This window comes from Mycobacterium sp. SP-6446 (genome assembly GCF_001954045.1).
Classification (GTDB): Bacteria; Actinomycetota; Actinomycetes; order Mycobacteriales; family Mycobacteriaceae; genus Mycobacterium.
This window is the reverse complement of record NZ_MBEM01000179.1, coordinates 43,052-58,465: the sequence shown is the minus strand read 5'-3', so window position 1 is coordinate 58,465 and position 15,414 is coordinate 43,052. Positions and strand designations below refer to the sequence as shown.

9 protein-coding genes are annotated in these 15,414 nt (G+C 65.0%); 4 read left to right on the top strand and 5 right to left on the bottom strand.

The annotated features are described in order from the left end of the window. The first annotated feature begins 25 nt into the window (after positions 1 to 25). The gene (locus tag A5736_RS16110; protein WP_139333353.1) at positions 26 to 1,543 is read left to right on the top strand and encodes an MFS transporter; all 1,518 of its coding nucleotides are present in this window, start codon (positions 26 to 28) and stop codon (positions 1,541 to 1,543) included. 86 nt (positions 1,544 to 1,629) lie between these two features. Here the strand turns inward: A5736_RS16110 and A5736_RS16105 are convergent, their stop codons facing one another. Further along, on the bottom strand, positions 1,630 to 1,857 hold the full coding sequence (locus A5736_RS16105; RefSeq protein WP_076247361.1) for an MbtH family protein: 228 nt from the start codon (positions 1,855 to 1,857) through the stop codon (positions 1,630 to 1,632). 648 nt (positions 1,858 to 2,505) lie between these two features. Here A5736_RS16105 and A5736_RS16100 point away from each other — a divergent pair. From A5736_RS16100 to A5736_RS16090, 3 genes are read left to right on the top strand one after another with little or no spacing between them, the layout of a single operon-like run. Further along, on the top strand, positions 2,506 to 2,925 hold the full coding sequence (locus tag A5736_RS16100) for an MmpS family protein (RefSeq protein ID WP_076247308.1): 420 nt from the start codon (positions 2,506 to 2,508) through the stop codon (positions 2,923 to 2,925). After that, on the top strand, positions 2,922 to 5,807 hold the full coding sequence (locus A5736_RS16095; protein ID WP_076247307.1) for an RND family transporter: 2,886 nt from the start codon (positions 2,922 to 2,924) through the stop codon (positions 5,805 to 5,807). The genes A5736_RS16100 and A5736_RS16095 overlap by 4 nt, the downstream gene beginning before the upstream one ends. Positions 5,808 to 5,831: 24 nt before the next feature. Then, positions 5,832 to 8,750, top strand: coding sequence for an RND family transporter (locus A5736_RS16090; RefSeq protein ID WP_076247306.1), 2,919 nt, complete (start codon positions 5,832 to 5,834; stop codon positions 8,748 to 8,750). Between the two features lie 14 nt (positions 8,751 to 8,764). On the opposite strand, the gene A5736_RS16085 is transcribed toward A5736_RS16090, so the two are convergent. The 4 genes from A5736_RS16085 to mutA all read right to left on the bottom strand — a co-directional run bounded on the left by A5736_RS16085 (position 8,765) and on the right by mutA (position 15,274). Beyond that, on the bottom strand, positions 8,765 to 10,051 hold the full coding sequence (locus tag A5736_RS16085; RefSeq protein ID WP_076247304.1) for a serine hydrolase domain-containing protein: 1,287 nt from the start codon (positions 10,049 to 10,051) through the stop codon (positions 8,765 to 8,767). A gap of 64 nt (positions 10,052 to 10,115) precedes the next feature. Then, complete coding sequence (meaB, locus tag A5736_RS16080) at positions 10,116 to 11,117, bottom strand: methylmalonyl Co-A mutase-associated GTPase MeaB (protein ID WP_076247302.1); 1,002 nt, start codon at positions 11,115 to 11,117, stop codon at positions 10,116 to 10,118. After that, positions 11,118 to 13,379: a methylmalonyl-CoA mutase gene (gene scpA, locus A5736_RS16075; RefSeq protein WP_076128381.1), complete on the bottom strand. Its 2,262-nt coding sequence runs from the start codon at positions 13,377 to 13,379 to the stop codon at positions 11,118 to 11,120. It abuts the gene before it with no gap. A 5-nt stretch (positions 13,380 to 13,384) separates the two neighbouring features. Further along, positions 13,385 to 15,274 (bottom strand): methylmalonyl-CoA mutase small subunit, encoded by a 1,890-nt coding sequence (gene mutA / locus A5736_RS16070; protein WP_076247360.1) that lies wholly within the window; start codon positions 15,272 to 15,274, stop codon positions 13,385 to 13,387. Positions 15,275 to 15,414 lie beyond the last annotated feature (140 nt).

The following is a 15,414-nucleotide window of genomic DNA, read 5'->3' as shown; positions in this document are numbered from 1 at the left end:
TCCGCGAGATGACAGAACGGGTGGAATGAGCGACCCCATGCCCATCGAATCGACGACGCAAGGCCGTACGAGCAGCGAGTCGGAGGCCATGCCGTCGCGTCGGTTTATCGCCGCGATCGTCGCCCTGGGCGGCATGCAGCTGATGTCGATGATGAACGGCACCATCATGATCGCGGCGCTTCCGAGGATTCAGAACGAGCTCAACCTGTCCGATGCTGAGCGCAGCTGGGTGCTCACCGCCTACGTGCTGTCCTTTGGCGGGTTGATGCTGGTGGGCGGTCGCATCGGTGACACCATCGGTCGCAAGCGGGCCTTCATCGCGGGGGTCGCGCTGTTCACGGTCACCTCCGCGGTGTGCGGCATCGCCCGCAACGGGGACACCCTCATTGCGGCCCGGCTGGTGCAGGGTGTGGCCGGCGCGACCATCGCGCCGACCATTATGGCGCTGGTCGCGACCACATTCCCGAAGGGGCCGACACGCAACACCGCGATGGCGGTGCTGGGCGCGGTGGGCAGCATCAGCTCGGTGCTCAGCCTGGTAGTGGGGGGCGCACTCGCCGATTTCGCATGGCGTCTCGTGTTTGTGTTGAACGTGGCGATCGGGGTGCTGGTGATTTATCTGGCTCGTACCGCGCTGCGAGAAACCCAGTTGGAGCGGATGAAGCTCGACGTCACCGGGGCGGGCCTGGCCACGTTGACCTGTATCGCTGCGGTGGTCGCCTTTTCAATGGGCCCGGAGAAGGGCTGGCTGTCGGCCCCGACGATCGGTGCGGGTGTGCTGGCACTGGGTGCTTTCGTGGCCTTCATTGTGGTGGAGCGCAGCGCCGCGAACCCCATCGTGCCGTTTGACTTGTTCTTCGACCGCAATCGGCTGGCCACCTTCGCCACCATCTTTCTCGCCGGCGGAGTGCTGTTCAGCGTGAGCGTGCTGGTCACGCTGTATGCGCTGAACATCATGGGCTACAGCGCCCTGCGCGCCGGCATCGGCTTCATCCCCTTCGCCCTCGCTGTCGGCGTGGGTGTAGGCGTGTCGTCAAAACTGGTGACGCGGTTCCCGCCGCGGGTACTGGTGGTCGCCGGCGGGGTGCTGCTAGTGGGGGCGATGCTGTACAGCACGACGCTGCACCGCGGCATCCCGTACTTCCCGAATCTGGTGATCCCGCTCATCGTGGGCGGTATCGGCATTGGCCTGGCCAACGTCCCGCTGGGCCTGTCGGTAATCGCCGGCGTCGGGTCAGACCGGATCGGGCCCACGTCCGCGATCTCGCTCATGCTGATGGTCCTTGGCGGCCCGGTGCTGCTGGCCGTCGTCCAGGCCGCTGTCACGTCACGGACGCTGGCGCTGGGCGGCACGACCGGGCCGGTCAAGCTGATGAACCCCGCCCAGCTGCATGCGTTGGACCAGGGCTACACCTACGGCCTGCTATGGCTGGCCGGAGTGAGTGTCCTAGTCGGCGCCGTGGCGCTGTTCATCGGCTACACCGCCCAGCAGGTGGCGCAGGCGCAGGAAGCCAAGAAAGCCATCGACGCCGGACAACCGTAGCCGATCCTCAACCCAACGCCACCCAGGTACGCCGGGCACCTTGGGCTCGCCAAGTTCTCGCGCGGCGGCGAATCCTCCTGCGGGCCTTACTCGTCAGGCCCGCTCGCCGCCAGCCTGTCGCGCAGGCTCTTGGGCCGGATATCCGGCCAGTTCTGCTCGATGTAGTCCAGACACGCAGGGCGATCGGCCTCCCCGTAGACCACTCGCCAGCCGGCTGGAACATCGGCGAACGCCGGCCACAGGCTGTGTTGCTCCTCGTCGTTGACCAAGACGAAGAAAGTGCCACTCTCGTCGTCGAACGGATTGACGCTCATCGCGTGGTTCTCCACCCCTCTAGCCGACATCGATACACGCTTGGAAAACCATACCTGGCGGTCGCCCGGGCCTGTCCCCGGTTTCGGGCAAAGTTCCCGTCATGACCTCAAGATGCTGCCGACTTCGGTTGCTGTTACCTGCGAGCAACCAGGTCAACGCCACCGATACACATGACGTGATTTGCGGGCGACGTGCAGGGTCGGTCGAGTGCCGTCGCGAATATGGTGTGCATTACGATCCAATATCGCGTTGAGAACGAGCCGAGATGGGGGCCTGCCCGCATGGTTTACTCGTCAGGATCGGGTTGCGCTTCCCGAGTTGCTGCACGTTTGAGGTGACCGCCGCACGGTTAGCCTGCGACGACAACCGCATTCGATGTACGGTCAACGAGGTGTCGCAGTCGGTCTTGAGTTGCATGCTCGGCGGATTAGAGCGCCGAGCATGAAAACTGGTGGGAGGTTGATGCGGTGGAACGCGGTGTGCAGGGCATTGCGCCAGCGCGGTCCGATCTCGCTGACCCTGGGCCCCCAGACGCTAGCGACCCAGTCGGCCGCTCATCCGCTAACTGGGGAGGCGCGCACCGGCCTCCAGCGCTAGGTGCATCTCAAGGGAGTCGTCGCGATCGGGGGTTTTCGATTTTCAGTGTCATGAGGCGTCTGTGGGTTCCGCTGGTCATCCTCGCGGTGGTACTTGCCGGAGGCTTCACTGTCTCGCGGCTACACGGCATCTTCGGGAATGAAAAACGACTCTCCTATTCCGACACCCGGGTCGACAACGCCAAACCTTTCAACCCCAAGCACGTCAGGTACGAGGTCTTTGGAGCGCCTGGGACTCTGGCCGACATCAGCTATTTCGACGTCAACGGTGAACCCCAGCACATCAAGGCAGCGCCCTTACCATGGTCGCTGGAGTTCCCGATCAGCTCGGCAACGGCCGTCGGAAATGTCATGGCGCAGGGCGATAGTGACAGCATCGGCTGCCGCATCTTTGTCGACAATGTGATGAAGGCCGAGAAGATCACAAACGAAACGAGTGCGTTCACCTTCTGCCTGCTGAAGGCCGCATGATCGACCAAGACACGCGCAACGAGCGGTCCGCGCAGTCCCGCGCAGCGCGGATGATTCACCGATTTTCAGTGCCCGTCATTTTCATTTGGGTGGGAATCGCCGTAGTCCTCAGCGTCGCGGTCCCCTCGTTGGAGAAGGTCGAGAAAGAGCATTCAGTATCGCTGAATCCCACCGATGCACCGTCATTCAAGGCGATGGTCCGCGTGGGTGAGGACTTCAAGGAAACCAATTCGAACAGTGTGGCAATGATTGTGCTGGAGGGCCAGCAACCCCTCGGGGACGATGTTCATGCCTACTACGACCGCCTAATTCGTCAGCTGCAAAGCGATCCGAAACGCATCCAGCACATCCAGAATTTCTGGGGCGATCCCCTCACCGCCGGCGCCGCCCAAAGCGCCGACGGCAAGGCCACGTATGTGCAGCTGGACCTCAGCGGCACTCCCGGCTCTACCCTGGCGAACGATTCGCTCCAAGTCGTCAAGGACGTCGTGGCACGGACGCCGACGCCGCCGGGAGTCAAGGCGTATGTCACCGGACCGGCCGCGATCGTCGCGGACATGGGCAGCAGCGGTAACCGAACGGTCATCCTCATCACGGTGGTGAGCCTGGCCGTCATCTTCACCACACTGCTCCTCGTCTACCGCTCAGTTATCACCGTAGTTCTCCTGTTGGTGATGGTCGGGATAGAACTGCAGGTGGCGCGAGGAATCGTCGCGTTCCTCGGCGACCAGGGGCTGATTGGTCTCACTACCTTCGCCGTCAACCTGCTGGTATCCCTCGGAATCGCGGCGGGAACCGACTACGGCATCTTCTTCTTCGGTCGATATCACGAGGCACGCCAGGCCGGCGAGGACCGGGTATCGGCCTACTACACCACATATCGCGGCGTCGCCAAGATCGTCCTAGCCTCGGGTCTGACCATCGCCGGGGCAATGTTCTGCCTCAAGTTCACCCGGCTGCCCGCCTTCCAGGCTCTCGCCGTTCCCTGTGCGCTGGGTGTCCTCGTCGCGGTCGCGGTCGCACTCACGCTCGTTCCCGCGGTAATCCACGTTGGTGGCCGGTTCGGTTTGTTCGACCCCAAGCGAAGGATCTCGGAACACCGATGGCGGCGAATAGGCACGGCGATCGTCCGGTGGCCCGCGCCCATTCTGATCGCGACACTAGCGGTCGCACTGATCGGGCTGTTGACGTTGCCTGGTTACAAGCCAAGCTATAACGACATGAATTATATGCCGCAGGATATCCCGGCGGCGCTGGGGCTCCAGGCGGCGCAGCGACATTTTCCTCAGTCGCGAATGATGTCGCCCGAGATCCTCATGATCGAGGCCGACCACGACCTGCGAAACTCGGCAGATGCGTTGGTATTGAATAAGTTAGCCAAGGGCGTTCTGGCGGTTCCGGGAATTTCCCGAGTGCAGAGCCTGACCCGGCCCGAGGGCACCCCGATCGCGCATACATCGATCCCGTTCATGATCAGCATGCAAGGCGCCGCGCAGCAACAACTCTTGCCGTATCAGAAAGAACGCATGAACGACCTGCTCGTGCAGGCCGACGAGTTAACGAAAATGATCGGCATCATGCAGCACATGTATGGTCTTATGCAACAACTCGTCGCCACCACTCATCACATGGTCGGTGAAACGCACGACATACAGGCGATCACCGACGAATTGCGCGACCATGTATCGGATTTCGAGGACTTCTGGCGACCGATCCGCAGTTATTTCTACTGGGAAAAGCACTGCTATGACATTCCGATCTGCTTTTCTCTGCGATCGGTGTTTGACACCATCGACGGCGTCGACGAGCTTAGCGACAAGCTGAAGGATCTGGTTGCGGATCTTGATCAGATAGACGTGATCATGCCCCAAATCCTTACGCAGTTCCCGCCGATGATCGAAACCATGCAGAGCATGCGGACCATGATGTTAACGATGCACAGCACCATGTCCGGGATGTTCACCGCGATGGACGAGGCGAACAATAACTCGACGGCCATGGGGAAGGCTTTCGACACCTCCAAGAACGACGACTCCTTCTACATCGCTCCCGAAACGTTCAAGAACGAAGACTTCAAACGGGTCATGAAGATATTCCTGTCGCCAGACGGGAAGGCCGCCCGCATGCTCATTACGCAACGGTCCGACCCCGCTTCGCCCGAGGGCGTCGAACGGGTCGAGGCAATAAAGACCGCGGCCGAGGAGGCACTCAAGGGCACTCCCCTGGAAGACGCCAAAATATACCTGACCGGCTCCGCCGCGATGACGAAAGACATTGTGCTCGGCTCCAAATACGACCTCATGATCGCGGGCGTCGCAGCGGTATGCCTGATTTTCATCATCATGCTGATCATGACGCGAAGCTTTATCGCCGCCCTGATCATCGTGGGCACGGTATTGCTATCGCTGGGCGCATCCTTCGGGCTGGCTGTGCTGCTCTGGCAGTACTTGATCGGCATACAGATCCATTGGCTCGTGCTGATCATGGCGGTGCTGGTCCTATTGGCGGTGGGGTCTGACTACAACCTGCTGCTGGTGGCCCGCATGCAAGAGGAATTGGGCGCAGGCATAAAGACCGGCATCATTCGCGCCATGGGGGGTACCGGAAAGGTCGTGACGAACGCCGGCCTGGTGTTCGCGTTCACGATGGCGTCGATGATCGTCAGCGACCTGGTCATCATCGGTCAGATCGGTACGACGATCGGCCTGGGTCTGCTGTTCGACACGCTGATCGTGCGCGCGTTCATGACGCCAGCCACCGCCGCGCTGCTGGGACGCTGGTTCTGGTGGCCTCAACGAGTACGCCCCCGCCCCGCCAGCGCACTGCTCCGTCCGGAAGGGTCGCGCCCCTTGGTGCGCGCCCTGCTGAGACAGCCGCGGTAAGTGGCGGACTACCCGGTTGAGCCCATGAGCACCGAACGCCAGCAGGTTCCGTTCCTCGCGCGGTCGATCCGCAGGCTTTCGATTCCCATCATCCTGTCCTGGGTCGGGCTGGTTCTCCTTGTCACCCTGGCGATTCCATCGCTGGAGCACGTCGGAGAGGAGCACTCGGTACCGCTGAGCCCTCAAGACGCGCCGTCGGTGCTGGCGATGAAGCGCATGGGCAAGGACTTCAAGGAATCCGATTCGGACAGCTTCGCGATGGTCGTGCTGGAGGGGCAGAAGCCCCTCGGTGAGGACGCACACGCCTACTACGCCAAACTGATTCGCGACTTACGCAGCGACACAAAGCATGTCGAGCACGTGCAGGACTTGTGGGGAGATCGGCTCACGGCGGCGGGCGCGCAGAGTGCGGACGCCAAGGCCGCCTACGCGCAGTTGAATCTGGCCGGCAACCAGGGCACGACCCTGGGACAGGAATCGGTGGCCGCGGTCCGCAACATCGTCGGCCGAACAGCGCCGCCGCCCGGTGTGGGGGTCTACGTGACGGGCCCATCGGCGCTCGTCACGGACATGCAGCACAGCGGCAATAAATCCATTCTGAAGATCACCGCAATCACCATCGCGATGATTTTTGCGATGCTGTTCCTCGTCTACCGCTCGATCATCACCGTGGTCCTGTTGCTGGTAATGGTCGGCGTCGAACTGGGGGCGGCACGCGGGATCGTCGCATTTCTCGGCCATTACGATTTTCTTTCGCTCTCGACCTTTGCCATCAACCTGCTGGTGTCCCTCGGAATCGCCGTGGGAACCGACTACGGCATCTTCTTCTTCGGCCGATATCACGAGGCACGCCAGGCCGGTGAGGATCCGGAAACGGCCTACTACACGACCTACCGCGGGGTGGCTCCCGTCGTGCTGGCCTCCGGTTTGACGATCGCCGGGGCGGTCCTGTGCCTGAGCTTCACCCGAATGCCCATCTTCCAGACCATCGGCGTGCCGTGCGCGGTGGGCATGGTCGTGGCGGTCGCCGTCGCGCTCACCCTGGTTCCGGCGGTTCTGACCGTCGGCAGCGGGTTCGGGCTGTTCGACCCCAAGCGCAGGATCGGATTCGGTCGATGGCGCCGGGTCGGCACAGCGATCGTCCGCTGGCCGGGCCCGATTCTCGTCGCGACGATAGCGGTGGCGCTGGTCGGCCTGGTTACCCTGCCGGGCTACAAGACGAGTTACAACGACCGGCTGTACATACCCAAGGACATTCCGGCGAATATTGGGTATGCGGCCGCGGATCGTCATTTTTCGCAGTCCCGGATGATGCCCGAAATCCTGATGGTCGAATCAACCCACGACATGCGCAATCCGGCGGATTTCCTTGTGCTGCACAGGCTCGCCAAGGCGATCTTCCATGTTCCGGGCATTTCTCGTGTGCAGGCCATCACGCGGCCCGAGGGAACGCCGATCGAACATACCTCGATACCGTTCCTGCTCAGCATGCAAAATGCGAGTCAGCTGCAAAACATGCATTACATGCAGCTGCGCACCGATGACATGCTGAAGCAAGCCGACCTGATGACGCAACAAATCGAGACGATGAAGCGTTTGTACGCGTTGCAGGCGCAGCTCACCGACATCACGCACCACTCGATCGTCGTGACAAAAGAGACGACCGGAATTGTGCACGAGTTGCGGGATCACGCGGCCGATTTCGAGGATTTCTTTAGACCGCTCCGAAGCTACTTCTACTGGGAAAAGCACTGTTACGACATCCCCATCTGCTGGTCGCTGCGGTCGATATTCGACACCCTCGACGGGATCGACGAGGTCAGCGACAAAATGGACGAGGTTGTAAAAGACCTTGACCAGCTGGACGCGCTGTTGCCGCAGCTGCTGGAGCAATTCCCCCCGCTCATCGCGATGGCGGAGGACGCGCGGGCGATGATCCTGAAGATGCATAGCACCATGGCCGGCACCCTCAACGGGATAGACGAAACGGGCAACAACGCCACCGCCATGGGTCAGGCCTTCGACGCGTCGAAGAACGACGACACCTTCTATCTGCCCCCGGAGGTTTTCCAGAACGCGGACTTCCAGCGCGCGATGACGTCCTTCCTGTCCCCGGATGGGAAAGCGGCTCGCTTCATCATTTCGCACAAGGGCGATCCGGCGACGCCGGAGGGCATAGCGCGCATCGATCAGATCAGGACGGCCGCCCAGGAGGCGCTCAAGACCACTCCCCTGGAGGACTCCAAGATCTACATCGCCGGCACCGCGTCGACCTTCAAGGACTTCCATGACGGTGCCAAGTACGACCTCTACATCGCCGGGATCGGCGCGCTCTGCCTGATTTTCATCATCATGCTCATCATCACGCGAAGTTTTATCGCCGCACTGGTCATCGTGGGCACGGTGGCGGTTTCGCTGGGGGCATCGTTCGGGCTTTCGGTGCTGATCTGGCAGTACGTTCTGGGCTTCAAATTGCACTGGATGGTGCTGCCGATGTCGGTGATCGTCCTGCTGGCGGTCGGGTCCGACTACAACCTGCTGTTGGTATCCCGCATGAAAGAGGAAATACTCGGCGGCATCAACACGGGCATCGTCCGCGCGATGGGCGGTACCGGCAAGGTCGTGACGAATGCCGGCCTGGTGTTCGCCTTCACCATGGCCTCGATGGCGGTCAGCGATCTGCGGATCATCGGGCAGGTCGGCACGACCATCGGCCTGGGCTTGATGTTTGACACCCTGGTGGTGCGGTCGTTCATGACGCCGTCGATCGCCGCGCTGCTCGGGCGGTGGTTCTGGTGGCCGCAGCGGGTCCGCCCGCGCCCGGCCAGCCAGATGCTTCGGTCTCTCCCGCCGCGCCCGGTGGTGCGGACACTGCTTGGGCCTGGGCCGAAGTTCCACGGCGACGACGCCGACACGACGCCGTTCCGCAGGCCGTCCTTCTAATCAGCCCCGCCGGGTCAGCCGGCGACGGGCTCCGGCTCACCGAACGGGGAACCGAACTCGGTCACCGGCCGGAAGCCGTTTCTGCGCGCCAGCGCGACGCCGCGCCGGATCAGATTGCCGAGCGTGGCCAGTCCGGTGTGGTCCAGCACCAGGAAAGGCGACAGCAGCCGGTTGTGCACGAAGGAGAACGCCACCCCGCTCTGCGGGTCGGCCCACCCCAGCGAGCCGCCCATCCCGACGTGGCCGAAGCCGGGCATCACATTCCCGAACGGCACGCTGTGGTAGCCGAGGTGAAATGACAACGGCACCATAATGTTTCGGTCGCGCCGCAGACTTCGGCGGCCGGTCAGCCCGGCGACCAACTCGCGGGAGAGGAATCGGGTGCCGTCGATCTCGCCGCCGTTGGCGATCGCACCGTACATCCGCGCCAGGCCGCGGGCCGTGGCCACGCCGTTGGCGGCCGGCATCTCGGCGTCCAGCAGCGGAATCTCGCCTTTCACGGCGGCCGTGAGGCCGTCGAAGTACATCGAGCGGAATCCCCCGGACAGTCGGGTGCCGAGCTTGACCACCGCATAGTTGACGGCCGGAATGCCGGGCATGTTCTGCGGCGTGATGATCTCGGCGACCCGGGTCGGCGCCTCGGCGGGCGGCCGGCCCAGGTGCAGGCCGTCGGTGTCCAACGGCTGGGCGAGCTCCTCGCGGATCAGCTCGCGCATGCCCTTTCCGGTCACCGCTCGCGCCAGCCCCGACATCAGCCAGCCGTAGGTCAGCGCGTGGTATGCCGGTTTGCCAAGAAAGCGTCCCGGGGCCGCGGCCGCCAGCCGTTCCTCCATCACGAGGTGATCCAGCAAGTCATCTCGGGTGGCGCCGCGCAACCCGGACAACCCGGCCCGGTGCCTCATCACGTCGCGCACCGTCAGGAACGACTTGCCGTTGGCGCCGAACTCCGGCCAGTACTCGGCGACAGGAGCGTCGTAGTCGATCAGTCCGCGATCGGCGAGCCGGTGGATGACGGTGGACGTCATGCCCTTGGTCGCGGAGAAGACCATCGGCGCGGTATCGGCCTGCCACGGCTGCCGGCCGCGCCGGTCCGACCAGCCCGTCCACACGTCGACGACGGGCTGGCCGTCGAGGTAGACCGCCAGCGACCCGCCGCCGAATCGGCGTCCGGGGAAGGTGCTCGCGAAGCCGCGTACGACGCACGAAAAATTTGGGTCCGCCGTGCCGGACACACGATGCCCTGCGCCGCGGGAATCGTGAGAAGGGACCGCACGGAGATCGACCCGGGACTGCACTGTCACACTGTCAAATTTACTTGGATTTCATACTTTACGTACGGCAAACAGCGACTTAGTTGCCTTTCCGTTAGCCGGACGCAACGTCGAGTATGCGTTGCGCGGCCATGGCCGGCGTCAACTCCCCCGCCTTGACCTGACGCTCCAGGTCGGCGCGGATCTTGCGCACCGCGGGGTTGGACAGCACCCGGTCGAGCACCGTGTCGCGGACCATCTGCCAGGTCCAGTCGACTTGCTGGTCTCGGCGACGAGCTTCGAATTCGCCGGCGTCGGCGAGCACCTGGCGATGACGCTCGACGGTGTCCCACAGTTCCGTCAGGCCTGTCCCCTGCATTGCGCTCATAGTGAGAACCGGTGGGCGCCAAAGTGTTTCACGCGGGTAGATCAGCCTGATGGCCGCGGCAAGCTCCCGGGCGGCAATCCGCGCGTCGGCCAGGTGCTCGCCGTCGGCCTTGTTCACCACCACGACGTCGGCCAGCTCGAGTACCCCCTTCTTGATGCCCTGCAGTTGATCGCCGGCGCGCGCAAGGGTCAACAAGACAAACGTGTCGACCATGTTCGCCACGGCCACCTCGGACTGCCCAACGCCGACGGTTTCAATCAGGATCACGTCGAATCCGGCGGCTTCCAGTAGCACGACGGTCTCCCGGGTGGCCTTTGCCACCCCGCCCAGCGTCCCGGAGGTCGGCGAGGGCCGGATGTAGGCGTCGGCGTGCTGGGCCAGCCGCGCCATCCGGGTCTTATCGCCCAGGATCGAACCGCCGGTGCGGGTCGACGAGGGGTCCACCGCCAGCACCGCCACCCGGTGCCCCTGATCGATCAGATGCATGCCCAGCGACTCGATGGTGGTGGACTTGCCCACGCCCGGAACCCCGGTGATGCCGACCCGATGGGCGTTTCCGGAGTCCGGCAGCAATGTCAGCAACAGCTGCTGCGCCTGGTCACGGTGATCGGGACGGGTCGACTCCAGCAGGGTGATGGCCCGAGGCAGCGCGGCGCGATCGCCGCTGCGGACGGCGGCCGCCAACCCGTCGACGGTGTCGTCGGCGTTGTTGTCCGGGTCGGGTGCCATCTAGGTGAGCGTGTACCCCAACCGCTCGGCGAGCTTGTTCAGCAAGCCGATCGCCGCCTCGGAGATCACCGTTCCCGGCGGGAAGATGGCGGCGGCTCCGGCGGCGTACAGCTCGTCGAAGTCACCCGGCGGAATGACGCCCCCGACCACGATCATGATGTCGGGCCGGCCCACCTCGGCCAGCGCGTCGCGCAGCGCCGGCACCAACGTCGAATGCCCGGCGGCCAGCGATGACACCCCGATGACATGCACGTCGTTGTCGGCGGCCTGGCGGGCTACCTCTTCGGGGGTGGAGAACAGCGATCCGACGTCCACGTCGAACCCGATGTCGGCGAACGCCGTCGCGATCACCTTCTGGCCGCGGTCGTGGCCGTCCTGGCCCATCTTGGCCACCAGGATTCGGGGCCGGCGACCGTCGGCCTCCGCGAACTTCTCGACGAGTTCGGTCGCCTTGGAAAGCGGGGTGATGCTGTCACCTCCTCCGGCTTCGTCGCGGTAGACCCCGGCGATCGTACGGATCTCAGCCTGGTGGCGCCCGTAGACGCGCTCCAGCGCGTCGGAGATCTCGCCCACGGTGGCCTTGGCCCGGGCCGCGTCGATGGCCAGTGCCAGCAGATTATTGCCCAGGCCATCATCACCGGCGCGACCGTGGGCCGCGGCGGCGCGGGACAGCTCGGCCAGGGCCGCGTCGACCGCCGACTGATCCCGGCTCGCGCGCAGCTCCTGCAGTTTGGCCAGCTGCTCGGCCCGAACCCGGCTGTTTTCGACCTTGAGGACCTCGATGTCCTGGTCCTCGTCGACCTGGTACTTGTTGACCCCGATCACGGGCTGAATGCCCGAGTCGATGCGGGCCTGGGTGCGCGCGGCGGCCTCCTCGATGCGCAACTTGGGGATGCCGTCGCTGATCGCCTGGGCCATGCCGCCGTGCTCGGCCACCTCGGCGATGTGCGCGCGGGCCCGCTGCGCGAGCTGATGGGTCAGCCACTCCACGTAATACGAGCCGCCCCACGGGTCGATCGGCCGCGTGGTGCCCGACTCCTGCTGCAACACCAGCTGGGTGTTGCGGGCGATGCGGGCCGAGAAGTCGGTGGGCAGCGCCAGGGCCTCGTCCAGGGCGTTGGTGTGCAGCGACTGGGTGTGGCCCTGGGTCGCGGCCATCGCCTCGATGCAGGTGCGGGCGACGTTGTTGAAGGCGTCCTGCGCGGTCAGCGACCAACCCGAGGTCTGCGAATGGGTGCGCAGCGACAGCGATTTCGGGTCTTTCGCGCCGAATCCGGCGACCAGCTCGCTCCACAGCAGCCGGCCGGCCCGCAGCTTGGCGACCTCCATGAAGAAGTTCATCCCGATGCCCCAGAAGAAGGACAGCCGCGGGGCGAACTTGTCGATGTCGAGCCCGGCGTCCAGGCCCGCCTTGATGTAGTCGACGCCGTCGGCCAGGGTGTAGGCCAGCTCCAAATCGGCTGTGGCTCCGGCTTCTTGGATGTGGTAGCCGGAGATCGAGATCGAGTTGAACTTCGGCATCTTGGCGCTGGTGTAGGCGAAGATGTCGGAGATGATGCGCATCGACGGCTTCGGCGGATAGATGTAGGTGTTGCGCACCATGAATTCTTTGAGGATGTCGTTCTGGATGGTGCCGGCCAGTTTCTCCGGCGGCACCCCCTGCTCCTCGGCGGCCACCACGTACAGCGCCAGGATCGGCAGCACCGCGCCGTTCATCGTCATCGACACCGACACCGTCGACAGGTCGATGCCGTCGAACAGCTGCCGCATGTCGAGGATGGAATCGATTGCCACCCCGGCCATTCCGACGTCGCCCTGGACGCGGGGGTGGTCGGAGTCGTAACCGCGGTGGGTGGCCAGGTCGAAGGCCACCGACAGGCCCTTCTGGCCGGCGGCGAGGTTGCGACGATAGAACGCGTTGGAATCCGCGGCGGTGGAGAATCCGGCGTACTGGCGGATCGTCCAGGGCTGGTTGACATACATCGTCGGATACGGGCCCCGCACAAACGGCGGCTCGCCCGGGAAACTGTTCAGCGGGTAGCCCTCGGCCGCCGCCGCGGCCCGGTCGGCGGCGATGTAGACCGGCTTGACCTCAATGCCTTCCGGTGTATGCCAGGCCAGCTGGTCGGGTGTGCATCCCTGCGCCGACGCGGTCGCGGCGACGTGGGATTCCACCGCGGCTTCGGTGGGTGGCCGCACATCGCGGTCGCCGTGCAGCGGGATGTCGGAGAAGCTGCCGATCGCAGCGGTGCTCGTGGTCATTGCGGCTAGGCTCCCAATCGGGTGAGCAGATTCGAAAGGGCTTCGACCGCATCGATTTTCGCGGTCAGGAACTCGTCGGGCCGGTCCCCGGTGTCGTCGAGGTCCCCCACTGCCTTTTCGGGTCCCGCGAGGTAAATCCGTGACACGCCGGCGCTTCGGGCCGCCTCGACAACCCCGCCCGCCTCTTCGCCGTACCGCTTGTCGGTGCCGCACAGCACCGCCACGCTGGGCGACCCGGCATCGGCGACGGCGGCGGCGACACCGGCGGCGTCAACGGTTCCCGGGTTGACCGCCTCGATACCACCCGAGGCCAACAGGTTTGACGCAAACGTGGCCCGGACGTTGTGCTCGGCCAGGGGGCCCAGCGGCAGCAGCAACGCGCGCGGTCGCGCACCCGTGCGGGCGAGGTAGCTGTCCGAGCGGTCGCGCAGCGCCTCGAATGCGGCGGCGTAGCGCTGAACGTTGCCGGCGGCGCGCAGCGCGACCGACGAATCACCTTGCGGCTCACCTTGTTTCAGAGGCGGTTCCGCGAGGTTGGGGAATTCGTTGACGCCGGTGATCGCGGTGCGGCGATGCGCGATGTCGTCGGCGCGTCGTGCGGCGATGTCGGCGATCTGATCGGCGACGTAGCCGCGGGCGTCGGCGAATCCGCCGCGCGCCTCGATGGCCTGGAAGTGCTCCCAGGCCTGCCGGGCCAGCTGCTCGGTGAGGTCCTCGACGAACCACGAACCGCCGGCCGGGTCGAGCACCCGCCCGACGTGTGACTCCTCCAGGAGCAGCAGCTGGGTGTTGCGGGCGATCCGGCGCGAAAAGCTCGCCGCCGTACCGGGAAAGCCACCCGGGACCGCCACGTCGAACGGGAAGACGAGCACCGTGTCGGCGCCGCCGACGCCCGCTCCGAAGGCGGCCAGCGTGCAGCGCAGCATGTTCACCCACGGGTCGCGCTGCGTCATCATCGGCAGCGACGTCTCCGCGTGCACGACCGTCGCCCCGCCGTCGGGACTGCCGACGACCTCGGCGACCCGCGCCCACAGCTGACGGAACGCCCGCATCTTGGCGAGGGTCATGAACTGGTCGTCGTCGGCGGCCAGCCGGAAGCTGATCTGCCCCAGCGACTCGTCGACCGGTATGCCGGATTCGGTGAGCACCCGAAGGTAGGCCACGCCGGCCGCGACGCTGCCGGCAAGCTCCCAGCTCGCATTGGCGCCGAGATTGTGGAACGCGGGCCCGTCGACGGTGATCGCGCGCACCCCCGGCTCGCGGGAGGCTCGCGAGGCGACGGCGACGACCTCGGCGGTCGCGGGCGTGGGACGGTCACTCAGCTCCGCCGTCAGCGGGTCGGCCCCCAGGTCGACCGACAGGGTGGCGCGGTTCTCGGGTTCCAGGCCGGCGATCATGGCCAGGACGACGTCGCTGGCCGCCGAGAAGTCTGCCCCCGCATCGAGGATCACCGGGGCCAGGTTCAGGTACACGCCCGCCAGCAGGCCCTCGAGCTGGTTCGCCGCCACGCCCGACTCGCCCACCCGGATCAGCAGCGCGCTGACGCCATCGGTGAGCGCGGCCAGCACCGCCGCGTTCGCATCACCGGCGGCGGTCCCGGCGGCGGGAAAGACCTCGGCGACCTTCCAGCCGGACGTGACGTCACGCAATGCGTCCGCGCCGCGCACGTAGGGCCACTCGCCGGGCAGCGGCGGCTCGGGCAACTCGTCGAACGCGGTATAGAGGGGCCGAACGGCAAACCCGTCGTAGGTCGCGGCATCCAGCAGGTGCTCGGGCTGGTCCCCCAACTCGGTGGGGTCGCGCCGGGTGCTCTTGGACAGCACGCCGGCAACCGCGCCGCGCCAGCGCTCGCGAACCTGTTCCAGCTCCGCGAGCTCGGGTACATCAATGGACACCGACTGCTCCTGTTTTCGCAGCAATTGGCAACATTGCTTCGGTTTGCCTGAAGAAACGTCACTTACTAATGAGGCTAATTGATTGCCCCCGTCGCGAAAAAACGGTGAGGCGCGGCGATCCGGGCCTGCCGGGGGCGAAA